Source organism: Vibrio sp. VP6, assembly GCF_028823755.1.
Lineage (GTDB): Bacteria > Pseudomonadota > Gammaproteobacteria > Enterobacterales > Vibrionaceae > Vibrio > Vibrio parahaemolyticus.
This window is the reverse complement of record NZ_JAPEID010000001.1, coordinates 30,692-55,622: the sequence shown is the minus strand read 5'-3', so window position 1 is coordinate 55,622 and position 24,931 is coordinate 30,692. Positions and strand designations below refer to the sequence as shown.

General features: G+C 45.1%; 27 protein-coding genes. 15 read left to right on the top strand and 12 right to left on the bottom strand.

Translation table 11 applies throughout. From position 1 onward, the window contains the following. Window positions 1-85: 85 nt before the first annotated feature. Window positions 86-1,450 carry a sodium-dependent transporter gene (locus tag OU793_RS00270; protein WP_005456537.1) on the top strand — a complete coding sequence of 455 codons (1,365 nt, stop codon included), beginning with the start codon at window positions 86-88 and terminating at the stop codon, window positions 1,448-1,450. A gap of 86 nt (window positions 1,451-1,536) precedes the next feature. On the opposite strand, the gene OU793_RS00265 is transcribed toward OU793_RS00270, so the two are convergent. The 5 genes from OU793_RS00265 to tsaA all read right to left on the bottom strand — a co-directional run bounded on the left by OU793_RS00265 (window position 1,537) and on the right by tsaA (window position 5,400). Next, window positions 1,537-1,728 (bottom strand): DUF4250 domain-containing protein, encoded by a 192-nt coding sequence (locus OU793_RS00265; protein WP_005456636.1) that lies wholly within the window; start codon window positions 1,726-1,728, stop codon window positions 1,537-1,539. Further along, window positions 1,728-1,934, bottom strand: a complete 207-nt coding sequence (locus OU793_RS00260) for a YaeP family protein (protein ID WP_005391765.1) — start codon at window positions 1,932-1,934, stop codon at window positions 1,728-1,730. Before OU793_RS00260 ends, OU793_RS00265 begins: the two co-directional genes overlap by 1 nt. Window positions 1,935-2,045: 111 nt before the next feature. Then, on the bottom strand, window positions 2,046-2,714 hold the full coding sequence (locus tag OU793_RS00255) for a tellurite resistance TerB family protein (protein WP_015297150.1): 669 nt from the start codon (window positions 2,712-2,714) through the stop codon (window positions 2,046-2,048). Between the two features lie 163 nt (window positions 2,715-2,877). Continuing rightward, the gene (locus OU793_RS00250; protein WP_005479053.1) at window positions 2,878-4,593 is read right to left on the bottom strand and encodes a proline--tRNA ligase; all 1,716 of its coding nucleotides are present in this window, start codon (window positions 4,591-4,593) and stop codon (window positions 2,878-2,880) included. A 111-nt stretch (window positions 4,594-4,704) separates the two neighbouring features. Further along, entirely contained in the window at window positions 4,705-5,400 is a 696-nt protein-coding gene (tsaA, locus tag OU793_RS00245; protein ID WP_017447760.1) for a tRNA (N6-threonylcarbamoyladenosine(37)-N6)-methyltransferase TrmO, read from the bottom strand. A 122-nt stretch (window positions 5,401-5,522) separates the two neighbouring features. Here tsaA and OU793_RS00240 point away from each other — a divergent pair, with 122 nt between their 5' ends. From OU793_RS00240 to OU793_RS00230, 3 genes are all read left to right on the top strand, one after another. Further along, a complete protein-coding gene (locus tag OU793_RS00240; RefSeq protein ID WP_005479047.1) occupies window positions 5,523-5,783 on the top strand; it encodes a type B 50S ribosomal protein L31 in 261 nt (86 codons plus the stop codon). A gap of 3 nt (window positions 5,784-5,786) precedes the next feature. Continuing rightward, complete coding sequence (gene ykgO / locus OU793_RS00235) at window positions 5,787-5,912, top strand: type B 50S ribosomal protein L36 (RefSeq protein WP_005380299.1); 126 nt, start codon at window positions 5,787-5,789, stop codon at window positions 5,910-5,912. 494 nt (window positions 5,913-6,406) lie between these two features. Next, window positions 6,407-7,993 carry an AbgT family transporter gene (locus OU793_RS00230; RefSeq protein WP_005484923.1) on the top strand — a complete coding sequence of 529 codons (1,587 nt, stop codon included), beginning with the start codon at window positions 6,407-6,409 and terminating at the stop codon, window positions 7,991-7,993. 130 nt (window positions 7,994-8,123) lie between these two features. Here OU793_RS00230 and OU793_RS00225 read toward each other — a convergent pair whose 3' ends face one another. Further along, a complete protein-coding gene (locus tag OU793_RS00225) occupies window positions 8,124-8,567 on the bottom strand; it encodes a YaiI/YqxD family protein (protein WP_005456606.1) in 444 nt (147 codons plus the stop codon). Window positions 8,568-8,569: 2 nt separating this feature from the next. Then, on the bottom strand, window positions 8,570-8,857 hold the full coding sequence (locus tag OU793_RS00220) for a hypothetical protein (protein WP_015297146.1): 288 nt from the start codon (window positions 8,855-8,857) through the stop codon (window positions 8,570-8,572). Between the two features lie 895 nt (window positions 8,858-9,752). Between OU793_RS00220 and OU793_RS00215 the strand changes: the two genes are divergently transcribed. Next, window positions 9,753-10,238, top strand: a complete 486-nt coding sequence (locus tag OU793_RS00215) for a GNAT family N-acetyltransferase (protein ID WP_193237424.1) — start codon at window positions 9,753-9,755, stop codon at window positions 10,236-10,238. On the opposite strand, the gene OU793_RS00210 is transcribed toward OU793_RS00215, so the two are convergent. Then, window positions 10,198-10,497, bottom strand: coding sequence for a DUF3301 domain-containing protein (locus OU793_RS00210; protein WP_005494258.1), 300 nt, complete (start codon window positions 10,495-10,497; stop codon window positions 10,198-10,200). The genes OU793_RS00215 and OU793_RS00210 overlap by 41 nt on opposite strands. Window positions 10,498-10,510: 13 nt before the next feature. Beyond that, entirely contained in the window at window positions 10,511-11,548 is a 1,038-nt protein-coding gene (locus OU793_RS00205; protein WP_140065700.1) for a DUF3549 family protein, read from the bottom strand. 79 nt (window positions 11,549-11,627) lie between these two features. On the opposite strand from OU793_RS00205, the gene OU793_RS00200 reads away from it, so the two are divergent. Further along, the gene (locus tag OU793_RS00200) at window positions 11,628-11,942 is read left to right on the top strand and encodes a YqcC family protein (RefSeq protein ID WP_023584124.1); all 315 of its coding nucleotides are present in this window, start codon (window positions 11,628-11,630) and stop codon (window positions 11,940-11,942) included. A gap of 5 nt (window positions 11,943-11,947) precedes the next feature. After that, a complete protein-coding gene (truC, locus tag OU793_RS00195) occupies window positions 11,948-12,715 on the top strand; it encodes a tRNA pseudouridine(65) synthase TruC (RefSeq protein WP_005456757.1) in 768 nt (255 codons plus the stop codon). An 82-nt stretch (window positions 12,716-12,797) separates the two neighbouring features. Here truC and OU793_RS00190 read toward each other — a convergent pair whose 3' ends face one another. The 3 genes from OU793_RS00190 to map form a co-directional block, all read right to left on the bottom strand. Continuing rightward, the gene (locus OU793_RS00190; RefSeq protein ID WP_005456756.1) at window positions 12,798-13,181 is read right to left on the bottom strand and encodes a DUF3461 family protein; all 384 of its coding nucleotides are present in this window, start codon (window positions 13,179-13,181) and stop codon (window positions 12,798-12,800) included. A 142-nt stretch (window positions 13,182-13,323) separates the two neighbouring features. Next, window positions 13,324-15,948 carry a bifunctional uridylyltransferase/uridylyl-removing protein GlnD gene (gene glnD / locus OU793_RS00185; RefSeq protein ID WP_005479040.1) on the bottom strand — a complete coding sequence of 875 codons (2,625 nt, stop codon included), beginning with the start codon at window positions 15,946-15,948 and terminating at the stop codon, window positions 13,324-13,326. Window positions 15,949-16,061: 113 nt separating this feature from the next. Continuing rightward, window positions 16,062-16,940 carry a type I methionyl aminopeptidase gene (map, locus tag OU793_RS00180; RefSeq protein WP_005456732.1) on the bottom strand — a complete coding sequence of 293 codons (879 nt, stop codon included), beginning with the start codon at window positions 16,938-16,940 and terminating at the stop codon, window positions 16,062-16,064. A 397-nt stretch (window positions 16,941-17,337) separates the two neighbouring features. Between map and rpsB the strand changes: the two genes are divergently transcribed. From rpsB to rseP, 8 genes are all read left to right on the top strand, one after another. Beyond that, entirely contained in the window at window positions 17,338-18,066 is a 729-nt protein-coding gene (gene rpsB / locus OU793_RS00175; RefSeq protein WP_005456727.1) for a 30S ribosomal protein S2, read from the top strand. 131 nt (window positions 18,067-18,197) lie between these two features. Further along, a complete protein-coding gene (gene tsf, locus OU793_RS00170; RefSeq protein ID WP_005456729.1) occupies window positions 18,198-19,043 on the top strand; it encodes a translation elongation factor Ts in 846 nt (281 codons plus the stop codon). A gap of 148 nt (window positions 19,044-19,191) precedes the next feature. Next, window positions 19,192-19,923 (top strand): UMP kinase, encoded by a 732-nt coding sequence (pyrH, locus tag OU793_RS00165; RefSeq protein ID WP_005484104.1) that lies wholly within the window; start codon window positions 19,192-19,194, stop codon window positions 19,921-19,923. A 96-nt stretch (window positions 19,924-20,019) separates the two neighbouring features. Next, window positions 20,020-20,577, top strand: a complete 558-nt coding sequence (gene frr / locus OU793_RS00160) for a ribosome recycling factor (protein ID WP_005456723.1) — start codon at window positions 20,020-20,022, stop codon at window positions 20,575-20,577. A 96-nt stretch (window positions 20,578-20,673) separates the two neighbouring features. Then, a complete protein-coding gene (locus OU793_RS00155; protein ID WP_005480970.1) occupies window positions 20,674-21,429 on the top strand; it encodes an isoprenyl transferase in 756 nt (251 codons plus the stop codon). 12 nt (window positions 21,430-21,441) lie between these two features. Next, the gene (locus tag OU793_RS00150; RefSeq protein ID WP_005480977.1) at window positions 21,442-22,284 is read left to right on the top strand and encodes a phosphatidate cytidylyltransferase; all 843 of its coding nucleotides are present in this window, start codon (window positions 21,442-21,444) and stop codon (window positions 22,282-22,284) included. Window positions 22,285-22,335: 51 nt separating this feature from the next. Continuing rightward, complete coding sequence (gene ispC, locus OU793_RS00145; protein WP_005456710.1) at window positions 22,336-23,541, top strand: 1-deoxy-D-xylulose-5-phosphate reductoisomerase; 1,206 nt, start codon at window positions 22,336-22,338, stop codon at window positions 23,539-23,541. Then, window positions 23,541-24,899 carry a sigma E protease regulator RseP gene (gene rseP, locus OU793_RS00140; protein WP_005456697.1) on the top strand — a complete coding sequence of 453 codons (1,359 nt, stop codon included), beginning with the start codon at window positions 23,541-23,543 and terminating at the stop codon, window positions 24,897-24,899. The genes ispC and rseP overlap by 1 nt, the downstream gene beginning before the upstream one ends. Window positions 24,900-24,931: the final 32 nt, after the last annotated feature.

The window sequence follows — 24,931 nt, the reverse complement described above, 5'->3', positions numbered from 1 at the left end:
TATTTGACCTGCTTGCTCTTGTTGATTAGTTAATATTGCTATAGTGTACTAGTTAGCTAGTTCATTGATATTTTGTGTGAGTGGTATGACACAACAAACTTCTTCTCAGCCTCGCGAGCATTTTGGCTCTCGTCTCGGATTCATCTTAGCCGCCGCCGGCGCTGCGGTTGGTCTGGGTAATATTTGGGGCTTCCCAACACAAGCAGCAAGTAATGGTGGTGGAGCCTTCTTGCTGGTTTACTTAGTGATGATTCTTATCGTTGCTTTTCCTATGCTGGTGGTTGAAATGGCGATTGGTCGTCATGGTCAAGCCAACCCAGTAGATAGCATGCGTGCATTAACCAACCACCCGACAGGCAAAAAGCTTGGCGGTATTGTGGGCTGGATTGGTTTGAGTGTACCAAGTGCAGTCTTAGCGTTTTATTCCATTGTTGGCGGTTGGTTGATCTGCTTTTTGCTAGGTGCGGTTACCGACATCATGGGAATGGAAGCGGCAACTCAATGGTTAAAAGGTTTTAGTGTAGAGCGCAACTTGTTCGGTACGATTACATTTTATGTACTTACCATTTTGATCGTGCAAGGTGGCGTTAAACAAGGCATCGAGAAATGGTCAACACGTCTAATGCCTGCGTTGTTCGTGTTATTCGGTTTGCTGTTTGTTTACATCATGACGCAAAACGGCGCGATGGAAGGTCTGAAGCATTACTTGGTGCCTGATTTCGAGAAAGTATGGGACCGTAAACTAATTCTTGCTGCAATGGGGCAGGGCTTCTTCTCACTGACGATTGGTGGTTGTTCAATGCTGATCTACGGCTCTTACTTGAGCAAGAAAGAGAACCTTCCAAAGATGGCAATGAATGTGACCTTGGTCGATACGGCTGTTGCCTTTATTGCAGGGCTAGTGGTGATGCCAGCGATGTTTGTTGCGATGCAAAAAGGTGTCCAAATCTACGCTGAAGATGGTTCTCTATTGAGCTCAGACACCTTGGTATTTACCGTATTGCCACTGATGTTTGATAGCTTAGGTTTACTTGGCCAACTGTTCTCAATCGTGTTTTTCTTATTGCTGACGATTGCGGCGCTGACGTCTTCCATCTCAATGTTAGAGTGTCCGGTGGCGTTAGTGAGTGAACGTTTCAATACTAAGCGCAGTGCGACTAGCTGGGTGCTAGGTGGTCTTATTGCTCTGTTCAGCGTAGTGATTGTGTACAACTTTGGCGCGTTGTTTGGCATGGTTGCGACGGTTGCAACTCAGTATTTACAGCCGACTGCGGCACTACTGTTCTGCTTGTTTGGTGGTTGGGTATGGAATCGTAACTCTAAAATTAAAGAGCTTGAGCAGGGTTGTCCTGAATTCACACAAGGCTGGTTTGGTAAACTGTGGCCTGCGTATGTGAAGTTTGTGTGCCCTGTATTAGTTGCGACGGTGATCTGGGCTTCATTCGGTTAACAAGCAAAGATACAGCATAAACGAAAAGGGCTTGATGTATACATCAAGCCCTTTTTCATGAATTTCGTTGGGGGTTGCCGTCGTGATTAACGGAACTGACCTGCTTCGGGTAAGAAATCAAACCCTGCCGTAGCCAATTTTGCTTCAAGCGCCGCGCGGTCTATATCAAAAAAAGCAACCAGCTTATCCAGATCACCGCCGAAGTCGTCACGTAGCTTCATGTTGACGATGCTCATCAGCATGACTGGGTCCATCGATTCAAAGTTCGCTAAGTTCATTACTTGTCCTCAAAATCTGAAATCAGTAGGTTTGCAGCCGCAAACGCCGCTTTCTCACGTACTTCTTTTGGCAAAGATTCATCCGCCGCAACATCGTTTAGCGCTTTTACTGCACAAGAAATTGCTTGAGGGATGTAGGCTTGATCGCCGCTACCAATTTGAGCATAAAGCTCACGAACTAATTCACAACAGCCGTATACTTGCATGTTTTCTTTCCACTAAATGATAACTTATCTCAATATACACATAGCGGATTTGAAACTCAAAGCTGAGAGTTGTTTTGGCTCAAGTTGAGGTGCATCTTGGACAAGCTTTAATCACTGCATCTGCGCTTCTAATTGATACGTCACTTCCGGAGAAAGCTGAAGCTGCTTAGCCAGTTCTTGTAAGTAAGCTTTTTCCATGAAGTTTTGTTCATCGGCAACAATGAGTGACGCTAAATAGATCTCAGAAGCTTGCTGTGGTGTCGACGCTTGGCTCGCAATTTCTACTGGATCAAGTGGCTTATGCAACTCTTGCTGAACCAACTGACGAACGTGTTCATCTGCCCCCATTTCTGTAAGGGCTTGTTCAATTCGGGCCATTTCCACATCATCGACATGACCATCGGCTTTGGCTGCACCAATCATGGCTTTTAAAATTAATACGCTGTGTTTGCTATCTTGTGGATCGAAGGGTTCATGGACGCCTTGATCACTCTGCTTAGCTTGCCAATCGTTATACACTTTGTAGGCAAGTGCACCGAGTGCTGCCGCTCCACCGACTTTTAGCGCGCCAGAACCCATTTTCTTCGCCATCTTTTTGCTTTTCTTTGAGCCCATAAGCATGCCAATCAATCCGCCACCGATGGCTCCTGCGCCGAGAGTTTTGAACTGGCTAGAGCTGGATGATGATTTGATGTTTTGAGTTTGCTTACCTAGGGCGTCAGCACCTTGTTTGAGTAAATCAGAGTTGAGCGCTTGGTTTAGAAGACTTTTTAAATCCATAACTGACCTCCTGTAAATGTTGAGATCAGTGTACAAACAACAAGCTGAACCAAAGATTAACGAAATGAATAGTAAAGAAATTAGGGTCAGTGTCATTTCTGAGGACAATAGAAAAGGGTTGACCGAAGCCAACCCTTTTATTTAATCGAAACCTTTTAGGCGTTTATTTAAGTTGAGATTTAACGTGCTCAACAATATCCGCCATCGCTACTGGAGTTTTCTCGCCAGTACGACGGTTTTTGTATTCGAAGTTACCTTCATCCATGCTGCGATCGCCAATCACGATAGTGTGAGGGATACCGATCAACTCGATGTCAGAGAACATTACACCTGGACGTTCTTTACGGTCATCAAATAGAACTTCGATGCCCATAGCAGTTAGTTCCGCGTATAGCTTCTCTGCTGCTTCTTTTACGCGCTCAGATTTGTGCATGTTCATTGGCACGATTGCTACTTGGAAAGGTGCAATTGCGTCTGGCCAAATGATGCCGTATTTGTCGTGGTTCTGTTCAATCGCAGAAGCAACAACACGCGATACACCGATGCCGTAACAACCCATCTCTAAGATTACGTTTTTACCGTCAGGGCCAAGAACACTACAGTTCATTGCTTCTGAGTAAACGTTACCAAGTTGGAAGATATGACCAACTTCGATACCACGTTTCAGCATTAGCGTACCTTTACCACATGGGCTTGGATCGCCTTCTACTACGTTACGCAGATCTTCTACTTGACCCAGTTCAACGTCACGACCCCAGTTAATACCGAAGTAGTGTTTACCGTCGATGTTTGCGCCGGCGCCAAAGTCGCTCATGACTGCTACGCTGCGGTCAACGATGAATGGCAGTTCAAGGCCGACAGGGCCAAGAGAACCAGGGCCAGCACCGATCAGTTCACGAATTTCTTCTTCTGATGCCATCTCTAGTGGAGAAGCCACTTGAGGTAGGTTTTCTGCTTTCACTTCGTTTAGCTCGTGGTCACCACGAACGATCAACGCAATGATTGGTGCATCGATTTCGTCAGACGCCTTAACAAATAGCGTTTTAACCGTCTTCTCGATAGGTAGACCGTGTTGCTCAACCAATTCCGCGATTGTTTTCGCGTTTGGAGTATCAACTAGTGTCATTTCTTGAGTTGGTTCTGCGCGTTCTACCGCAGGCGCTAACGCTTCTGCTTTTTCGATGTTCGCTGCGTAATCAGACTCAGTAGAGAATGCAATTAGGTCTTCGCCGCTGTCTGCAAGTACGTGGAACTCTTGAGAGCCACTACCACCGATAGCGCCTGAGTCCGCAAGTACTGGACGGTACTCAAGGCCCATACGGTCAAATGCTTTACAGTAAGCATCGTGCATTGCTTGGTAAGATTTCTCTAGACCTGCTTTGTCGATGTCGAAGCTGTATGCATCCATCATGCAGAACTCGCGTGCACGCATTACGCCGAAACGTGGACGACGTTCGTCACGGAATTTAGTTTGGATTTGGTACAGGTTTAGCGGAAGCTGTTTGTAAGAGCTCACTTCATTACGCACAAGGCTAGTGATCACTTCTTCAGCTGTTGGGCTAAGTACAAACGGACGAACATGACGGTCAGTAAAGCGAAGTAGCTCAGGACCCATCTTCTCGCTGCGGCCTGTCTCTTCCCAAAGTTCAAACGGCTGAACAACGGGCATCAAAGTTTCGACTGCACCTGCATTGTCGATTTCTTGACGAACGATGTTTTCGACTTTACGCAGCACACGTAGACCAGTAGGCAGCCAGGTGTAAAGACCTGAAGCCAGCTTACGGATCATACCTGCACGTAGCATGAGCTGGTGGCTCACTACTTCTGCGTCGTTTGGAGTCTCCTTCAGAGTAGAAAGAAGATAATTACTGGTACGCATTAAATTTATCCGTTTATTAAAGTTAGTTACTCAAGCCAGAATGGACAGGAGTATGAAGGTCCCAAGAAGGGAAAATTGTTAGCCGTCTATAATATCAGCCAATTGGCTTTGTCAAAAGCTTTCAATCGCCGTAACCGTTATTAAGTTGCTATTCACGCTGAACTTAACGTTCAGATCGAACAAATTTACCGCATATTCCTTGGTATCCGGTTTGTTCTTCTTGTATGCAGGACGTGGATCCTGCGCCAGAACTTGTTCGATCACCGATTGTACATATTGAGTATCGGATCGCTTTGCTAGCATCGCCAATGCTTGAGACGAAAAGGTGACGTTCGATTTTTCAGGCTCTTCACCAGCGTAGCCGCCAATCGCTTCAGGAATGGCATCTGAGTAAGGAATATAAGGTTTGATGTCGACAATCGGTGTGCCATCGACCAAATCAACACTGCCAAGATCAATATATATTTGATCACCTTTCTTTGTGATGCCTTTCACTTCGACTGCCGACATTCCAATGCCATTTGGTCGAAAAGTAGAGCGCGAAGCAAACACGCCAATACGCTCATTGCCACCCAAACGAGGAGGCCGTACGGTTGGTTTCCATCCTGCCTCCAAATTTTGGTCAAACAGAAACAATAACCAGACGTGAGAGAACTGTTCTAATCCGCGCACCGCTTCTGGGCTATTTGCCTCGCCTAACAGTTTTACTCGCGCTTTAGCGGCTGGAACTAGGCGCGGTTGGCGAGGGACGGCAAACTTCTCTTTGTAAGGGGTTTCAATGATGCCAATCGGCTCAATCGAATACATAGCAAATTTCTTCAAGATTCATTTAAGTGAAAAAGTATCACAAATTTCTCTTGCATTTCTTATTGGGAATGATTATTAATTAAAATGTTATAACATAACAATTTAATTTGAAGGAAATTGAAATGAAACCAGGAATCCATCCTGACTATCGTCCAGTGGTGTTTCATGACACAAGTGTGGATGAATACTTTGTTGTCGGCTCAACATTGAAAACCGATCGCACCATTGAGTGGAAAGACGGAAAAACATACCCGTACTTCACATTGGATGTGTCGTCGTCTTCTCATCCGTTTTACACAGGTAAGCAACGCGTGGTTCAAGCGGAAGGGCGTATTGCTAACTTCAACCGTCGTTTTGGTCAATTTACTAGTGAGAAGGAATAAGTCATGAAAGTTGTGAAATCACTTAAAAGCGCGAAGAGCCGTCATCCTGACTGTCAGATAGTGAAAAGAAGAGGGCGCTTGTACGTTATTTGTAAGACAAATCCGAGGTTCAAAGCTGTACAAAAATAACAGTAGAAACGAACAGCAAAGGGGTGTGTAGCGAAATTGAAGGTATTTTCGTCCATGACAACGGATGATTGCCTCAGCAGCTATGAATCTACACGCCCACCTAATACTCGCCAAGTGCCAACGTTTATTCGCTCGTGCTTGGCATGGTTTTTACTGGCACGACTTCATCGTTATTCAAGTCAAAATTGAACGTTTGCCAGACTGCTCGGCTCTTTGAGCTTACACCACACACTATCTTTGCATTCGACTTTATATAGGGATTAGGCATTCCTGCATATCTAATGGTTATATCTTTGTTTAATTTATAATGTTGGTTAATTTGTTTTATATGGATGAAATATCTACATTTATGCAAATAACTGGTTATAAATTTGCCATTGATTTACAATTTGTAACGTTTTTGGCTTTTAATTGACTCTTTACTCAAGTACCCTTCGCTCGCTTTGTGACATTTTTTTCACAATTGCACAGGAATAAAAACAAGGAGGGAACAGATGAGTTCATCTGCTTCAATTAAACAAAACTCACCTAAGAAGCCGTTGTTTACGCGCTTTTTGGATACTGTCGAATATTTGGGGAACCTGTTGCCCCACCCGATCACACTATTTGCCATTTTCTGTTTAGCCATTTTGGTGATGTCGGGTATAGCTGGTTACTTCGAAGTATCGGTTGTCGATCCTCGTCCTGAGGGAGCAAAAGGTCGTGCTGCAGACGGCATGATTCAAGTGGTCAGCTTACTTAACGCTGACGGTCTAGAGCTTATTGTTACCAATCTAGTGAAAAACTTTGTTGGTTTCGCACCGTTAGGTACGGTATTGGTTGCGATGCTTGGTGTTGCAATTGCGGAATACTCGGGCCTACTTTCAGCAGCAATGCGTGGCCTAGTAATGGGCGCGTCACAACGTATGGTGACGGTTACGGTTGTTTTTGCTGGTATCATTTCAAACACCGCTTCTGAGCTTGGCTACGTGGTTCTTATCCCACTAGCTGCAATGCTTTTCCATTCCCTTGGTCGTCATCCTCTTGCTGGTCTTGCGGCAGCATTTGCTGGTGTATCGGGCGGTTACTCAGCAAACCTTCTAATTGGTACAGTTGACCCACTGCTTTCAGGTATTACTGAGACAGCAGCTCAAATGATTGACCCGACTTACACTGTTGGACCAGAAGTAAACTGGTACTTCATGTTTGTGTCGACGTTCTTCATCGCGGGTATGGGGGCATTCGTTACAGAGAAAATCGTTGAGCCGAAACTTGGCAAGTACAACGAGGAAGAAGCGGCTGAAGATTTGTCTAACGACAAAATGGGCAACCTAACTGACCTTGAGAAGAAAGGTCTGAAAGTTGCTGGTCTTGCTGTGTTGGTTGTGTCTGCTTTGTTGGCTTGGACGATTGTTCCAGAAGACGGCATCCTACGTTCAGACGCTGGCACTGTTGCAGGATCCCCATTCCTGAAAAGTATCGTCGCTTTCATATTCGTATTCTTTGCTATCCCTGGCTTTGTATACGGTAAAGTCGTTGGCACGATGAAAACCGACCGTGATGTTATCGATGCGATGTCTAAATCAATGTCTTCGATGGGCATGTACATCGTGTTGGTGTTCTTCGCTGCGCAGTTTGTTGCTTTCTTTAAGTGGACGAACTTTGGCCAAGTATTTGCCGTTGCAGGTGCTGACTTCCTGCAAAGCATCGGTCTGACTGGCCCTATGTTGTTCTTCGCATTCATTCTGATGTGTGGCTTCATTAACCTGATGATCGGTTCTGCATCGGCGCAGTGGGCCGTGACAGCTCCTATCTTCGTGCCAATGCTAATGCTAGTGGGTTATGCCCCAGAAACCATTCAAGCGGCTTACCGTATCGGTGATTCAACCACGAACATCATCACACCGATGATGAGCTACTTTGGTTTGATTTTGGCGGTAGCGACTCGCTACATGAAGAATCTAGGTATCGGTACGCTGATCGCGACCATGCTGCCTTACTCAATCTGCTTTATCGTAGGTTGGAGTCTGCTGTTCTACCTATGGGTATTCGTATTTGGTCTACCAGTCGGCCCGGGCGCTGCAACGTATTACACACCGTAATACTTAGGGCACCTCACACAGCTCCAAAAAAAGCCTGCGATATTCGCAGGCTTTTTTGCATGTTTGAAGTACGAACTCTGCTGAGTCTTATTTCAGAGATGGATCATTTCAATGTTTGAATGAAAGCCCTTTATCGCTTCGCGAGGATTCTATCCAGATGGTTTGCAAACTCTCGGCGTTCGGTTTGCGAAAGTGCCGCAGGCCCGCCAGTTTGAATACCGCTTGAGCGCATGGTTTCCATAAAGTCACGAATATTAAGACGCGCTTTGATGGTGTCTTTGGTGTAAAGCTCGCCACGAGAGCTCAACGCTAGAGCGCCTTTAGTGATGACTTCATCGGCAAGTGGGATATCGGATGTGATGACCAAATCATTTGGCTCTACACGACGAACAATTTCGTTGTCAGCAATATCAAAACCTGCAGGGACTTGAAGTGAGTGAATGTTGGCTCTTTTTGGCACTGGTACAACGTGATTGGCGACAAAGGTACACTCTACGCCGGTTCGTTCTGCGGCACGCACGATGGTCTCACGGATCACTTTAGGACAAGCGTCTGCATCTACCCATAACTTCATTCTTATTTCTCACCCAGTTTTGCTTCTAGCTCTTCAATACGAGCGGTTAATTTTGCGACTGTGTTTTCAAGTGCCGTCAGGCGATCTTCTTCTTTCGATAGTGGCGCAGTGACTTCTACTTTTGGGACGTGATTCGCGCTCTTCCAGCTTTTGATAACAGTAATGAGTGCAGGCATTGGGACTGGTGTCTTCATACGTGCTTTCACTAGTGCAACCGTTGGCTCTTTCCCTTCTCGTTGCAGCTGCTCCATCACAGCTTCCAGCTCTTTCGTGACGTCTTGAGTTAACATTTTCAATCCTTAATAACGATATAGTTGTCATCATACTTTGAGAGGTGGGATTTAGCGAATAGCAATTTCGGTAGTGGGTTGTGAGAGATCTCTTACATAGCGTGTAAGAGAAAACGATTTCGTCATCAGTTTTAAAGAAAAGTCTCCATGTAAGCTTTTGATAAATAATGATTTAACATATTATTAACCGTTGCGAATAAAAAAAATTGTTTTAGGGTAGATTGTGAAAGCTAAGGAAAAGCGTAAATTTAACCTTGTCAGCAGGAAGCAGACACGGAACAGGAAAGCACCAAGGATTTGGTTATCGTCAGGAAGACGATTTGGTTAATCAGGATGATTGATCAAGCATGGAGCGCAGGACATTGTAAGGAAGCAATCATCAATAGGATGTTGATGACTAAGGATAGACAATGGACCCCTCATAGGATTGAGGTTATGGACAGCATCAGGAAGATGCAAGGGACACCGCTCAAGGAACAAGTGATGTGCGCTAACGGGGAATGTTAGCTATCAGGATGATAAGGACACCGCTAGGACGGCGACGTAAGGACTGAGCTGACGGAATCAACCACTATTATGGATGATGCATGGAGCACTATTTAGTAGCCGGACTGCTGCGAGTAAGACCATGACCCCGATACATTCGTGTCGGGGTCTTTCTTATTTTCGATGGTAAAACCGTCAATGTCACAAAATTTATAAAATCCTAATAACACTTAATAAAAAACAATCCAGATCAATATCCTTTCCAATCAGTTGGTTTAACTTTCGGCTTCTCTACAAGGCGTTATCTCCCGCAGTCACTTGGCAGGCTCAGCTTCGCTTAGCTTGTGATATGCGGATTAATTAAGTTTGCTGTAATCAAGGAACAGATGTGGCCATAGTAACCAGAAGAATGCTTCTTCTACCCTACAATGAGTCGTTGCAACTAGAATTCGTTATGCTTAATTGCTGCGCGAAAAACCGTGCCGAAATGAATGGTCCTCATACAGTAGCGTCTGCCAAACAGTTGTTTGAGAAAATACTGGATGACGAAAATATTTATAGTATGGCGGTACTTGAGAGTACGAGCCGTGACTATATGGGGCATGTATTCATTTCCCATCTCGATTCCGAACCCGAATTAGGTTTTATTTTTGATAAGGCGTATTGGGGTAAAGGGTTAGCGACAGAAGCGCTAAAAGCGTTTTTCCCTAAAGCGTGCCGCGAGTTGGAACTACATAAGGTGAAAGCGAATGTAAGCAGCAATCACCAAGCATCAATGGCGGTATTGGAAAAACTGGGATTTGTTAAAACAAGAGAAAGTAAGGACTTATTCGGCCCTTACTTTGAAATGGAATTTACAAGCGATGTGGCGGTAGGTGAAAGCTCTGCGGCCTGAATCCAACCATAGTCAATTGGCCTTGATAGCAGTCATCGCCAAGAGATGAAAATTCAAATTGATACACTGTATGCCAACGCCAGACTCCGTCTGGCGTTTTCAGTTTGTGTGCTCCAAAAGCGATGCTAACGAGCTGAAGATCTAATTGCTCGCATTTTCGTGAGATGGCAACTTTGGCTAACTCAGATTGACGTCGTTGTTGCCAAAATAGAAAACAGAAAAAGCACAGTCCAAGTATTGCCAGTAGATCTCCTATCATCCTTAATCCTTTCTTATCCCTTTGTGGCTTGCTGCAATTTGATGAGTGCAGTGGCTAGCTCTTCCGATGGGCTAGAGTGCAGCAAAGGTAGCAATACCATTCTTAGCTCTGGCAGCATAACTAAATCGGCAAATAATTGATTAAACAGGGTTTGATGGCCTGTTTGTGCGAGTCGTAGCAAAAATTGTTCAGCGATTTTTGCATCAGAAAGAAGATGCCATGCTCGTCCCGCAATACCGATCAGTACTTCTTGGTGACTTAAACGAGGGCTTTGCAAAATCGCTTCTAGTACTGGCAAAGAGATTTCAGTTGGAGCGCCTGCTAACGCTCGAGTTAATGCCGATAGCAAGAACAAATCTGGTTCTGTGCTGTGAATCTCTTGCTGCGCTTTTTCTGCGATACGCTGCGCTAGTCGTTCTTGTAAGTCGACATGCTCAAGAGCACCAAGCAGTGCGTATAGAGGCTCGTTAGGTAAATGATTGAGAGCTTTACGCAGAGTGACCGCATTTTGCTCTTTACCAAGGCGTGCGGCGATATCGGTGATTCCTTGCAGGCCAACCGTCTGCCAATTTTCCCAGCCTAGACCGCCTGTGAAGTAGTGCTGTGTATGTTCGTAATATTGGCTGGTGGGTAGATCCAAATTTGCTCGAACTTGGCTGTGGAATACCGCCATCTTGTCTTCAGAAGGTTTGAACGTGTATGGATTATTGGAGAGTTTTTGTTGTTGCTCTTCAGACATCTCTTCGCTTAGACGAGTGCCCATGGCTTCAACTACGTATTTAATGAAGTTGCCAATATCAGATTGCTTGAGTAAGCCGCGCTCATCCAGTTCAAACTTTAAAAACCAAATCCAAGGTTGTTTTTGTTCATTCCAATAAGCAATCGCTAAATGTGCTTTACGCTGCATTGGGTATGGGTAAGGGCACAGACCTTTTTCAACATCGGCGAACAATTGCGAATCGATCGTTTTGATGCGTCGGCCAAGGTCGAAGATTTGATATTCACAATGACTGTTTTTCAGTAACTGGGTGAGGGTTTGAATGTTTTCCATTAAATACGACGTCCTAACGTTCTTTTGACAAGAAATGGTATCATTCTCGGCTAATTCAAGGTTCGAGATGTAAAAGTTAATGACTACAAGCACAAAACTGGTGGAATTACTGTACCAACTTGAAGCACAACTTCAAAAGCACGAGCTATGGCAACAAACCATGCCGTCGCCAGAAGCGTTGCAAAGTGTGGAGCCTTTCGCGATAGATACGCTTGATCCACATGAATGGTTGCAGTGGATTTTTATTGCTCGAATGCACGCTTTAGTAGAAAGTAGCCAACCTTTGCCAAGAGGTTTCTCTATTGAACCTTATTTTGCAGAAGCGTGGAAGCAAGAGCCGCAGTACGCAGAGCTTTTGAACACGATTCGAACTATCGACGAACTATGTAAGTAACTTCAATGTCAGAACAAGAAACATCACAAACCGTGGCTCCAGTAGAGTTGGAGATTGTTTATCAAGATGAGTATTTTGTTGCGGTGAACAAGCCCGCCGGCATGTTGGTTCATCGCAGTTGGCTAGATAAACACGAAACTCAGTTTGTCATGCAGACTCTGCGAGACCAAATTGGTCAGCATGTCTTTCCGTTGCATCGCTTGGATCGTCCGACTTCTGGCGTTTTGGTGTTTGCGCTCTCCAGTGAAGTGGCTTCTCAAGTGATGCCTATGTTTGCTGAGCACAAAATGGAGAAGACCTATCACGCGATTGTCCGTGGTTGGATTGAGGAAGAGGGCGTTTTAGATTACGCGTTAAAAGTCGAACTAGACAAAATTGCAGATAAGTTCGCCTCCCAAGAGAAAGAAGCTCAAGAGGCAGTAACCGCTTACAAACCACTGGCGAAAGTGGAAGTGCCTTATTCGACGGGCAAGTTCCCAACAACGCGCTACTGTTTGATGGAAATGAAGCCCAAGACTGGTCGCAAGCACCAATTGCGTCGTCACATGGCCCACCTACGTCACCCAATTGTGGGGGACACATCGCACGGTGATGGTAAACACAACAAATTGTTCCGTAACGAATTTGATTCACACCGCTTGCTGTTACATGCTTCGGAGCTGCGTTTTGTGCATCCGTTTACAAATGAAGAGCTGGTGATGAAAGCGAGTATCGACGATACGTGGCAGCAATTGTTTACTCGATTTGAGTGGGACGAAGAGCTCGTTAAGTAAAGAGGCTGTGCTCTAGCGAAGAGAAATAGAAAAGGGTTGGCATGTTTACCAACCCTTTTTGTTGTTTACCGATTCTTAAAGGCTATTTGAGTTTTTCTAGATCCGCTTCGATCTCGGCGATCTTGCTAGAAACGACTTTTTCTAAATGGCGAAGATCAGAAAGAATCTTTTGTTTTACATCCAGTTCAGACACTTTCGCTGGTTTTGTGATCTTGTTGAGTTCGTCGATAACCAAAGTAAGGTTACGGTTGATTTCCGTTACTTCCTTGTATTTATGACTACCGCTATCAACTAAGACATTTTTTACTTGGCGTGGGTATTTGAATTTGACGCTTTTGGCAAAGAACTCGCCTTTTTGCTTATGGAAGTAGATTTTGAGCACGTCTTTATGTGCTTCTTGACGTAGGGAATAACGTTCAATCTGCTTGGGATCATGAATACCCAAACCAGTGAGGTGGGGATACATAGGCTACCTCTGTTACATCTAATTGATATTGATATAACTGTAGCAGCCTATGTATGAGCTAGATAGCTGATATTTAGTCAAATTGCTCAACTTGTGGACAAGATCGCCCTCACTCTGAACCGGATGTTTTGGCAGTTTCGAATTAGGCAGTGACGGCGTCAGATAACTTCTCGATCAGTTTGTCTCTCAGTTCATTTTGTTGTTCTTCGCTGAGTCTACCGCCAGCTTCGCTAGTGAGAATAAATAAGTCCTCTGCACGTTCGCCGATGGTCGTGATCTTTGCGCCGTGAAGGTTGATATTCAAATCGGCAAAAGTACGTCCGACTTTGGCTAGTAGTCCCGGAGTATCGAGTGCTACAAACTCCATCAAGGTGTGTTTCTTCCCTTTTGTTGGTAAGAAATCGACTTTGGTTTTCACATTGAAGTGTTGAAGTTTATTTGGGGTGCGGCGCGTTTTAATCTTCGTCGGACGACCCGCTTCCAGTACGTGAGTGAGGTGTTTAATCACGGCAGCGTGGCGAGATTCGTCAATGGCTTCTCCATGTTGGTCGAGCACCATGAAGGTATCAATCACGTGGCCGTCTTTGCTGGTCATGATTTGTGCGTCATGAACGTTAAAGTTACGACGGTCGAGCTCCGCCACCACGGTAGCAAACAACGCTGGTTGATCTTTGGTGTAAACGAACACTTCTGTTCCACCGCGCGTAGCCTTTTTGCTGATAAGTACCAGCGGCTTGTTTGGATCATCCATACGCAGCAAATGCGCACAATGCCAAGCGATTTGAGTGTGAGTATGGCGCAAGAAATAGTCGGCTTTGAATCGTTGCCACAACACTTCGATTTGGCGCGCAGAAAACCCTTCTTTGCGCAGCAATGCGGAAGCCATCTGTTGGTTATGGCGAATACGCTCACGCACATCAACCGGATTTTCTAATCCGCGACGCAGTGCGCGTTGCGTTGAGTAGAAGAGCTCGGCAAGCAGCGTGCGTTTCCAAGCATTCCACAACTCTGGATTGGTTGCGCAAATATCCGCAACCGTGAGACACACTAAATACTCAAGAGATTCTTCGTCACGAACTTGTTTCGCAAACTCTGTAATGACGTCAGGATCGTAAATATCGCGTCGTTGTGCGGTGACTGACATGAGAAGGTGATGCCTCACCAGCCAGCCCACTAACTTAGCTTCTGGCTTCGACAGCCCGTGTTCAATACAGAAATCGTACGCTTCACCTTCACCAATCACTGAGTGATCACCACCGCGACCTTTACCAATATCATGGAAGATTGCTGCAATGATCAGCAGTTCTTTCTTTTGCATGCGCGGGTATATGTCGCAACAAATCGGATGCTTCGCGTGGTTGTCTGGATTGTTAAAGGTATTGATGTGTTTGAGTAGGCGAATGCTGTGCTCGTCAACCGTGTAGGCGTGGAACAGGTCGAACTGCATCTGACCAACAATCTGGCTCCATTGCGGTAAATATGCGGCCATTACCCCAAGTCTGTGCATCAAACTGAATGCTTTATGAAGTGCATTTGGGTGTCGACATAACGCTAAGAATTTTTCACGAGCCGCTGGAATCGTGTGTAAAAACTTGTTTAAGCGGCGACGTGCAGTACGCAGTTGGCGCAGGGTTGGAGGGCTTACCCCTTCAATGGTTGAGTCGTTCGCGATATGCAAAAACATATCAAGAATAGTTTCAGGTCTGGCTTGGAATAGCGCGGGTTTTCTGGCTTCGATTAACGATCCACGACGTTGAAAATCTGCATCCAAAATTTCCGCGTTTTCCGTTGCGCCCCCGTTGATGATGGCTTGATCAAACAATTTGAGCAGCATTTTGTTTAATTCTGCGACGCGACGAAGTGTGCGATAAAACTCTTTCATCATCATCTCGACGCCGCGATTGCCTTCACCAACATAACCGAGGTTTTCGGCCACTTGTGCTTGATGTGCGAAGGTCAAACGGTTGTCGTATCGGCGAAGTTCAATGTGCAGAGCAAAGCGGACACGCCACAAGAAGTCCTGACACTCCACCAGTTCGCGGTATTCCGCATCGGTAAGAAAGCCGTAACGGCTCATCTCTAGCAGAGATGTGGCGCCAAAGTGACGACGCGCTACCCAGCTCAAAGTGTGAATATCGCGAAGACCTCCTGGGGTCGATTTGATATCGGGCTCTAAGTTATAGGTCGTATCGTGGTAGCGAGCATGACGTTCGCGTTGTTCTTGGATTTTTGCGCGGTAGAAGGTTTCGCTCGGCCAGAAAGAGTCGGATAGCACGACCTTTTTTAGAGCTTGGAATGTGTCTTCGCTGCCACAAAGCAGACGTGCTTCTTGTAGGTTAGTGGCAACCGTTAGATCGTCACGACCGATTTGTGCACATTCATTGACAGTGCGAACCGCATGGCCAACTTCCAGTTTTAAGTCCCATAGTAAGGTAATAAATTCACTGATTTTCGCTTCCAACGCGGTCGGCAGTTTGTTGTTAGAAAGAACAAGAATGTCTATGTCGGACAACGGATGCAGTTCACCGCGACCATATCCGCCCACGGCCACTAATGAGATGTTGTAAATGTCATTAAAACCGAAGTATTGCCATAAACGCGTCAGCAGCAAGTCCATGTACTCTGCGCGAGCCAATACTAAGCTGGTCACAGGGTGATGGTTAAGAAACTCTTGTTTTTGGGTTGAGCTGAATTTTTCTAACTCTTGTTTTAGTTCGCCGATATTGATTTGTTCGTCGGAAAACGTAAGAGGGGACTGAAGTGGCATATTTGCTATCCGTGCAAGCTAAAAGTAAAGATCTACAAACCTTTCTAATTTAACAAATCTCGCGGAGATAAAAAATATCCCCGCATGAGCGGGGATATTGAAGTCATTCTTGGTTACGCATTTTTCATTAGGCGAGGAATCGTATCATCACTGCGTAGCGTTAATACTTCACAACCATCTTTGGTTACCACGATAGTGTGTTCCCATTGCGCTGAGTTTTTGCCGTCACCTGTGTATACAGTCCAGTCGTCTTGTGCGTCAACAGTACAACCGAATTTACCTGCGTTGATCATTGGTTCAATAGTGAAACACATGCCTTCTTTAAGTACGCGGCGGTCTTTGTTCTTGTAGTGAACCACTTGTGGTTCTTCGTGGAACTCATCACCGATACCGTGACCACAGAAGTCTTTAACAATAGAGAACTTATTGCGAGGGTTGTTCTTATTGTTTTCTTTGATGTATTTCTCGATAGCTGTACCGATATCACCAACAGTTGAACCTGGTTTAACGGTACGCATACCGACATAAAGTGCTTCTTGAGCAACCATGCATAGACGTTTGTTGGCTGGTGAAACATCACCGACTAGGAACATTTTAGATGTGTCACCGTGGTAGCCTTGAGGGCGTACACTTAGGTCTGCATTCTCATCGTTCGGGATGATCACAGTGATATCAACGTTAAGAATGTCGCCATCTTTTAGTACCGCCGGCTTCATTTGGCCGTTGCTACCAATCTCGTCTTTTTCAGCAGGAATACCGTGACAAACAATATGGTTGATAGATGTACAAATCGACTTAGGGAAACCATGGTAATCAAGCGGTGCAGAGTATGCGCCTTTTTCTAGAGCGTATTCATGACAGATTTTGTTCAGTTCGTCTGTCGTAACTCCCACCTGAATATGTGGTTCGATCATTTCTAGAATTTCTGCGGCCAGCTTGCCCGCAATGCGCATGCGTTCGATTTCTTCAGCAGTTTTAATCTTGATTGACATTGGCTTTCTCTACTTATTCGTAAGCACGTAAACGTGCGAATGGCCGCATTCTATCAGACATCTGGCGGTTAACCCAAGCCAGTTAAGAATATGAGTCATTCTTACTTGAAGTGTAGTAATAGAATCTGGCCGAGAGTAGGGTAGCATTCCTGCTAATGTGACAAGTATAAGAAACAATTTTTACTAGCCATCTTGAGCTAAAATATGATATAAAGCGCGCCGGAATAGAGGACTGTTCTCTTCGCTCTGCAAAAGCTAAGCGGCGAAGCAAGCTTCATCCGATTAACCTTTTTATCTTTAAATCACACACATTCCGTCACATGTTCCGGGGTGCTGAGCAGAAGCTTGGTCGGAATTATGGGGGATGTGGAGGCCTAACCCCATAGAGGATTTTAAAATGGCAACTGTATCAATGCGCGATATGCTGAAAGCTGGTGTTCACTTCGGTCACCAAACTCGTTACTGGAACCCAAAAATGAAGCCATTCATCTTTGGTGCTCGTAACCGCGTTCACATCATCAACCTAGAAAAAACTGTACCAATGTTCAACGAAGCTCTAGCTGAACTAGCTAAAGTTGGCGAGAAAAAAGGTAAAGTTCTATTCGTAGGTACTAAGCGCGCTGCATCTGAAGCTGTTAAAGAAGCTGCAATCGCTAGCAACCAGTTCTACGTGAACAACCGTTGGTTGGGCGGTATGCTAACGAACTACAAAACTGTTCGTCAGTCAATCAAGCGTCTAAAAGAACTTGAGATTCAATCTCAAGACGGTACTTTCGACAAACTAACTAAGAAAGAAGCTCTAATGCGCACTCGTGAAATGGAGAAGCTAGAGAAATCTCTTGGTGGTATCAAAGACATGGGCGGCCTACCAGACGCTCTATTCGTAATCGACGCTGATCACGAACACATTGCAATCAAAGAAGCTAACAACCTAGGTATTCCAGTATACGCTGTGGTAGATACTAACTCTAACCCAGACGGCGTTGACTACATCATCCCAGGTAACGACGACGCGATCCGCGCAGTTCAACTATACCTAAACGCTGCTGCATCTGCAGTAACTGAAGGTCGCAACAAAGACGTTGCAGTAGTTGCTGAAAAAGACGGCTTCGTAGAAGCTGAATAATAGCGGCTCTGTGTCACACTTAGTTTATGTGAAACCTTGTTGTAGCATAGACTGAGTTATAGTTAGCATCGGGGGCCGACAATGTAGGCCCCTGTTTTTTACCTTATTTCGAATCAAACGAGGAATAGAGAATGGCAACTGTAACTGCTGCTCTAGTTAAAGAACTTCGCGAGCGCACTGGCGCTGGCATGATGGAATGTAAGAAAGCGCTTGTAGAAGCAAACGCTGACATCGAACTAGCAATTGAAAACATGCGTAAATCTGGCGCAGCGAAAGCAGCTAAGAAAGCTGGTAACGTTGCAGCTGAAGGTGCGATCATCATCAAAGAAGAAAACGGTTCAGCTGTTCTTCTTGAAGTTAACTGCCAAACTGACTTCGTTGCTAAAGACGGTAACTTCACTGCGTTTGCACAAGAAGTTGCAGCTGCAGCTCTAGCTTCAAAAGCTACAGTTGAAGAGCTACAAGCGCAATTCGAAGAAGCTCGCGTTGCTCTAGTTGCTAAAATCGGCGAAAACATCAACATCCGTCGCGTACAATACGTTGAAGGTACTGCAATCGCTTCTTACCGTCACGGTGAGAAAATCGGTGTAGTTGTTGCTGGTGAAGGCGACGCTGAAACTCTTAAGCACGTAGCAATGCACGTTGCTGCTTCTAAGCCAGAGTACGTAAACCCAGAAGACGTACCAGCTGACGTAGTTGCTAAAGAGAAAGAAGTTCAAGTTGAAATCGCTATGAACGAAGGCAAGCCAGCTGAGATCGCTGAGAAGATGGTTGTTGGCCGCATGAAGAAATTCACAGGCGAAATCTCTCTAACTGGTCAAGCATTCATCATGGAACCTAAGAAAACTGTAGGTGAAATGCTGAAAGAAAAAGGTGCTTCAGTTGCTACATTCGTTCGCCTAGAAGTTGGTGAAGGTATCGAGAAAGCAGAAGGCCTAAGTTTCGCTGAAGAAGTAGCACTAGCTCAAAAAGGTTAATCCTTAGAGACTTGTGCAAAGATTAGACCGTGGCCTTGGCTGCGGTCTTTTTATGAGAAGTAGACGATTAGCCGTGATGAATAACCATAAGCAAGCTTGTGATTATTCATGACTGTTAATCAACAACTCTCTTTGGAAGGTAAACTCCATGACTACGAACCCTAAACCAGCGTATCAACGTATTCTATTAAAACTGAGTGGTGAAGCTCTTCAAGGTGAAGACGGTTTTGGTATTGATCCTGCGATCCTTGATCGTATGGCACAAGAAGTTAAAGAACTTGTTGAACTGGGTGTTCAGGTTGGTGTAGTTATCGGTGGCGGTAACCTGTTCCGTGGCGCTGGTCTTGCAGAAGCAGGTATGAACCGTGTAGTGGGTGACCACATGGGTATGCTTGCTACAGTAATGAACGGCCTTGCGATGCGTGACGCTCTTCACCGTGCATACGTAAATGCGCGCGTAATGTCTGCAATTCCTCTTAAAGGCGTATGTGACGACTACAATTGGGCTGATGCAATTCGCGAACTTCGTCAAGGCCGCGTTGTAATCTTCTCAGCAGGTACTGGTAACCCATTCTTCACAACAGACTCTGCTGCGTGTCTACGTGGTATCGAAATCGAAGCTGACGTAGTTCTAAAAGCAACGAAAGTTGATGGCGTATTTACTGCTGACCCAGTAGCAAACCCAGACGCAGAGCTGTATGATAAGCTATCTTACGCAGAAGTTCTGGATAAAGAGCTTAAAGTAATGGATTTGGCTGCGTTCACACTTGCTCGTGACCACAAAATGCCTATCCGCGTATTTAACATGAACAAGCCAGGCGCACTACGTCGCGTGGTGATGGGCGAAGCAGAAGGCACGCTGATCAACTCTGACGCATAATTCTAATACGCCATCCAAACAACGTTGGATGGCGTTTCGCTTTGCTCAACCCTTTTAAGCTTTCTTCAGGAAAGATGACATTTTTAAGGTGAAACCGTGATTAACGAAATCAAAAAAGACGCGCAAGAGCGCATGGACAAAAGCGTTGAAGCGCTAAAGAACAACCTTTCTAAAGTTCGTACTGGTCGTGCACACCCAAGCCTACTATCTGGTATCTCTGTTGAGTACTACGGTGCTGCTACTCCTCTTAACCAAGTAGCGAACGTTGTAGCTGAAGACGCACGTACACTAGCAATCACAGTTTTCGACAAAGAACTAACTCAAAAAGTTGAAAAAGCGATCATGATGTCTGACCTTGGTCTAAACCCAATGTCTGCTGGTACTATCATTCGCGTTCCACTTCCACCGCTAACAGAAGAGCGTCGTAAAGACCTAGTTAAGATCGTTCGTGGTGAAGCTGAAGGTGGTCGTGTTGCAGTACGTAACATCCGTCGTGACGCAAACAACGATCTAAAAGCGCTTCTAAAAGATAAAGAAATCTCTGAAGACGAAGATCGTAAAGCACAAGAAGAGATCCAAAAGCTGACTGACGTAGCAGTTAAGAAGATCGACGAAGTTCTTGCTGCAAAAGAAAAAGAGTTGATGGAAGTTTAATACTCCCACCTACATCACTGTTGGAAAACGCTGTGCTCACAGTGCAGCGTTTTTTTGTGTTAATCTATCCAACTGATGGAACTCAATTAACTCCCTATGCAAAATTCTCAAGCCTTCTCTGACTCCCTCCCTAAGCATATTGCCATCATCATGGACGGTAATGGTCGCTGGGCTAAGTCCAAAGGAAAACCTCGCGTATTTGGCCATAAAAAAGGCGTTAATGCCGTTCGTAAGACCGTTGCTGCGGCTTCCAAACTTGGCATTAAAGCGATGACATTATTTGCTTTTAGTAGTGAAAACTGGCGTCGTCCGGAGGAAGAAGTTGGTCTTTTGATGGAACTGTTCATCACAGTCCTGTCTAGTGAAGTAAAAAAGCTACATAAAAACAACTTACAGTTACGTGTTATTGGTGACACAAGCCGCTTTAGTGAGCGCCTACAAAAGAAAATTGTAGAAGCGGAAAATCTAACGGCAAGCAACACTGGTATGGTGATTAACATTGCGGCCAATTATGGTGGTAAATGGGACATCACAGAAGCGGCTAAAGCACTAGCGCTGAAAGCTCGTAACGGTGAAATTCGTGTAGAGGATATTAATGAGCAGTTAATCACTGAGCATTTGACCATGGCAGACCTACCAGAGGTGGATCTTTTGATCCGTACTAGTGGCGAATGCCGCATCAGCAACTTCATGCTGTGGCAAATGGCTTATGCTGAAATGTACTTTACGCCAGAGTTTTGGCCAGAGTTTGACGAAGACAGCTTAGTTGAAGCTGTGACGTGGTTTATTAACCGTGAGCGTCGTTTTGGCTGTACTGGTGAACAAGTAAAGGCATTGATGACGGCTCAATAAGGACTAATTAGTTTGAAACAGAGAATAATAACAGCACTAATTTTAGCTCCCCTGGTTATTTTAGGTATTTTTAAGTTACCCCTAATGGGCTTTATTATCGCGTTGACGGCGATAACACTGTTAGGTTTTTGGGAGTGGACACAATTTACAGAAAGCAATTCTCGCATTGCTGCACTGATTCCGGCAGCCGTTGTTACCGGACTTAGTTTTCTCTTTATCTCACCTGACGCACATAGCTTAAACCATTTGAGTACACCTCATTATGTTGTGTTAGGGCTTGGTTTTGTGTGGTGGATTATTGCGAGCTTGATGGCAATTACTTACCCGAAAACCACAAAATCTTGGCAAGGCAATCTTGTTTTACGACATGTTTTTGGTTTTCTGACATTACTCCCTTTTCTTTGGAGTGTAATCATTCTAAGAGCCTCAGACATTTCGGTAGATCCATACCACGGTGCAAAGCTCGTAATGTACGTTTGCTTCTTGGTATGGGCTGCAGACAGCGGTGCTTACTTCGCTGGTAAAAGTTTAGGCAAGCGCAAGATGGCACCACATGTTAGCCCAAACAAAACGATTGAAGGTCTTATTGGCGGTATCATCGCGGCACTGATTGTTGGCTGGTTGTTTGCCGATTGGTTCAATATCCAGTTCACGAGCCCAATTCATATGATCATCATTACGTTGATCACGGTCGTGATTTCTGTATTAGGTGATTTAGTCGAAAGCATGTTTAAGCGTGTTTCTGGCATCAAAGACAGCAGTAACATCATTCCAGGCCACGGTGGCGTATTAGATCGCATCGATAGCCTGACTGCTGCATTTCCAGTCTTTGCTCTTCTATACTACGTATTCTAATTTATCGGGAGCGGCTTCATCGCTCCTGAATTTTTCTAACGGTCTTACATCATGCAAAAGTTAACGATTCTTGGTGCAACAGGCTCAATAGGTGCAAGCACCTTAAAAGTGGTTGAACAAAACCCAGAGCTGTTTTCTGTGGTCGCACTAGCGGCTGGCACTAACGTTGAAAAGATGGTGGCACTTTGTCGCCAATGGCAGCCTAAATTCGCAGTAATGGCGGATAAGGCTGCGGCTGTTGCTCTGCAATCAGAAATCCACACCATTTCACCAAATACAGAAGTGTTAGGTGGTGTTGATGCACTTTGTCATGTGGCTTCATTAGAAGAAGTAGATAGCGTAATGGCAGCCATCGTTGGTGCAGCGGGTTTGTTGCCAACCATGGCGGCCGTTAAAGCGGGTAAGCGCGTATTGCTGGCGAATAAAGAAGCGCTTGTCATGTCTGGACAGTTGTTTATTGATGCCGTTGAACAATACGGGGCAGAGTTGCTGCCAGTAGACAGTGAACATAATGCTATTTTCCAGTGCCTACCACAGCAAGTTCAAACCAATCTTGGCCGCTGTAACTTAGATGAGCATGGCATTTCTAGTATTCTGTTAACCGGATCTGGCGGTCCATTCCGTTACGCTGACATTGCCGATCTCGACAGCGTAACGCCAGCACAGGCAATCGCGCACCCTAACTGGTCTATGGGGCCAAAGATTTCGGTCGATTCTGCGACTATGATGAATAAAGGTCTTGAGTACATTGAAGCAAAATGGCTATTCAATGCGGCTCGTGACCAGTTAAAAGTGATTATTCACCCGCAATCCGTGATCCATTCAATGGTTCAGTATCGTGATGGTTCGGTACTGGCGCAAATGGGAGAGCCAGATATGGCAACACCAATTGCGCTGACAATGTCTTATCCTTCTCGTGTTGATGCCGGTGTAAAACCGCTAGACTTTACTCAAGTAGGTGAATTGACATTCTTGCAACCAGACTTTGCTCGTTATCCTTGTTTGAAGCTTGCGATTGACGCGTGTTACGAAGGGCAACATGCGACTACTGCTCTAAATGCAGCCAATGAAGTTGCTGTTGATGCGTTTCTAAATAATCGCCTTGGTTTTACAGATATAGCTCGCATCAATGAATTGGTTTTGCATAAAATCACCGCAAGCTGCAAACCTGAGAATGCGAATAGCTTGGAAAGCTTGCTAGAGCTAGATAGAATGTCTCGAACTATCGCCCTAGAAATTATACGCGAGCGTAGCTAATGACTGGTATTTTGTGGAATCTCGTTTCTTTTATCGTTGCACTGGGCATTCTCGTTGCCGTGCATGAGTTTGGGCACTTTTGGGTTGCTCGTCGTTGTGGCGTGAAGGTTGAAAGATTTTCCATCGGTTTTGGTAAGTCTATTTGGCGAAAAGTTGGTCAAGACGGAACCGAATACACTATTTCAATGATTCCTCTTGGTGGATACGTCAAAATGGTAGATAGCCGTGTTGACGATGTGCCAGAAAGTGAAAAACATTTAGCCTTTGATCAAAAGCCGCTTTGGAAACGAACGTCTATTGTTGCAGCTGGCCCTATCTTTAATTTCTTATTTGCTATTTTTGCTTATTGGTTGGTTTTCCTGATTGGTGTACCTGCGGTAAAACCCGTAATTGGTGAAGTTACGCCCAATTCGATTGTTGCTGAGGCAGGAATTGAATCTGGAATGGAACTAAAAGCAGTATCAGGCATCAAAACTCCGGATTGGGAATCAGTTAATATGGGATTAATTTCTCATATTGGTGATGACGCTATGACGCTAACACTGACGTCAGACTCAGAAGTTGGCGCTGAAGTGACGAAAACGCTGGACCTTCGTGACTGGAAATTTGATCCAGAAACCGAATCTGCGATGCATTCACTTGGCTTTGCTCCATATACACCAGAAATCTATCGCGTTATTAAGCAAGTTTCTGAAGATGGTGCAGCCGCGAAAGCAGGTGTGCTTCCAGAAGATGAAATCATCGCGATTGGTGGTGAGCCTATCAATGACTGGAAACAAGTCGTTGATGCTGTACGCTCAAATCCAAATACTCCAATCGAGTTGACGGTATTACGCCGAGGCATTGAGCAATCACTAACATTAACACCAGACAGTCGTGAGCTGGCTAACAAACAAGTGGTTGGCTTTGCAGGTATCGCACCTGAAGTCGCAGAATGGCCAGAAAGTTATCGCTTCGAGCTGCAGTTTGGTGTATTCGAATCAATTGGTAAAGCGGTTGATAAGACAGGCCAAGTGATTGGTTTGACCGTCAGCATGTTGAAAAAACTGATTGTTGGTGATGTCGGTCTTAACAATCTGAGCGGCCCAATTTCGATTGCAAAAGGTGCGGGTGCAACGGCGGACTACGGTCTAGTTTACTTTTTAGGTTTTCTCGCTCTAATTAGTGTTAATCTAGGTATTATTAACCTCGTTCCGTTACCTATGTTGGATGGTGGTCATTTATTGTTCTTCGCAATTGAAGCCGTTATCCGACGCCCAGTCCCAGAAAAAGTACAGGAAATGGGCTTTAGAATTGGTGGTGCAATCATCTTCTCGCTCATGGCGTTAGCGCTATTTAATGATTTTACTCGTCTGTGATAGTTCAGAGACAAAAGCAGTAGCAAGGAATA

Bases quoted from the DNA above. Each gene is read 5' to 3' on its own strand.
- OU793_RS00265 (WP_005456636.1), bottom strand. From the start codon at position 1,728: ATGAACTTAGCGAACTTTGAATCGATGGACCCAGTCATGCTGATGAGC.
- tsaA (WP_017447760.1), bottom strand. From the start codon at position 5,400: ATGTATTCGATTGAGCCGATTGGCATCATTGAAACCCCTTACAAAGAG.
- OU793_RS00255 (WP_015297150.1), bottom strand. From the start codon at position 2,714: ATGGATTTAAAAAGTCTTCTAAACCAAGCGCTCAACTCTGATTTACTC.
- OU793_RS00250 (WP_005479053.1), bottom strand. From the start codon at position 4,593: ATGCGTACCAGTAATTATCTTCTTTCTACTCTGAAGGAGACTCCAAAC.
- map (WP_005456732.1), bottom strand. From the start codon at position 16,940: ATGTCAATCAAGATTAAAACTGCTGAAGAAATCGAACGCATGCGCATT.
- OU793_RS00155 (WP_005480970.1), top strand. From the start codon at position 20,674: ATGCAAAATTCTCAAGCCTTCTCTGACTCCCTCCCTAAGCATATTGCC.
- OU793_RS00215 (WP_193237424.1), top strand. From the start codon at position 9,753: ATGCTTCTTCTACCCTACAATGAGTCGTTGCAACTAGAATTCGTTATG.
- OU793_RS00210 (WP_005494258.1), bottom strand. From the start codon at position 10,497: ATGATAGGAGATCTACTGGCAATACTTGGACTGTGCTTTTTCTGTTTT.
- pyrH (WP_005484104.1), top strand. From the start codon at position 19,192: ATGACTACGAACCCTAAACCAGCGTATCAACGTATTCTATTAAAACTG.
- rseP (WP_005456697.1), top strand. From the start codon at position 23,541: ATGACTGGTATTTTGTGGAATCTCGTTTCTTTTATCGTTGCACTGGGC.
- OU793_RS00230 (WP_005484923.1), top strand. From the start codon at position 6,407: ATGAGTTCATCTGCTTCAATTAAACAAAACTCACCTAAGAAGCCGTTG.
- OU793_RS00270 (WP_005456537.1), top strand. From the start codon at position 86: ATGACACAACAAACTTCTTCTCAGCCTCGCGAGCATTTTGGCTCTCGT.
- OU793_RS00190 (WP_005456756.1), bottom strand. From the start codon at position 13,181: ATGTATCCCCACCTCACTGGTTTGGGTATTCATGATCCCAAGCAGATT.
- truC (WP_005456757.1), top strand. From the start codon at position 11,948: ATGTCAGAACAAGAAACATCACAAACCGTGGCTCCAGTAGAGTTGGAG.
- OU793_RS00240 (WP_005479047.1), top strand. From the start codon at position 5,523: ATGAAACCAGGAATCCATCCTGACTATCGTCCAGTGGTGTTTCATGAC.
- OU793_RS00220 (WP_015297146.1), bottom strand. From the start codon at position 8,857: ATGTTAACTCAAGACGTCACGAAAGAGCTGGAAGCTGTGATGGAGCAG.
- ykgO (WP_005380299.1), top strand. From the start codon at position 5,787: ATGAAAGTTGTGAAATCACTTAAAAGCGCGAAGAGCCGTCATCCTGAC.
- tsf (WP_005456729.1), top strand. From the start codon at position 18,198: ATGGCAACTGTAACTGCTGCTCTAGTTAAAGAACTTCGCGAGCGCACT.
- ispC (WP_005456710.1), top strand. From the start codon at position 22,336: ATGCAAAAGTTAACGATTCTTGGTGCAACAGGCTCAATAGGTGCAAGC.
- OU793_RS00205 (WP_140065700.1), bottom strand. From the start codon at position 11,548: ATGGAAAACATTCAAACCCTCACCCAGTTACTGAAAAACAGTCATTGT.
- OU793_RS00260 (WP_005391765.1), bottom strand. From the start codon at position 1,934: ATGCAAGTATACGGCTGTTGTGAATTAGTTCGTGAGCTTTATGCTCAA.
- glnD (WP_005479040.1), bottom strand. From the start codon at position 15,948: ATGCCACTTCAGTCCCCTCTTACGTTTTCCGACGAACAAATCAATATC.
- rpsB (WP_005456727.1), top strand. From the start codon at position 17,338: ATGGCAACTGTATCAATGCGCGATATGCTGAAAGCTGGTGTTCACTTC.
- OU793_RS00200 (WP_023584124.1), top strand. From the start codon at position 11,628: ATGACTACAAGCACAAAACTGGTGGAATTACTGTACCAACTTGAAGCA.
- OU793_RS00225 (WP_005456606.1), bottom strand. From the start codon at position 8,567: ATGAAGTTATGGGTAGATGCAGACGCTTGTCCTAAAGTGATCCGTGAG.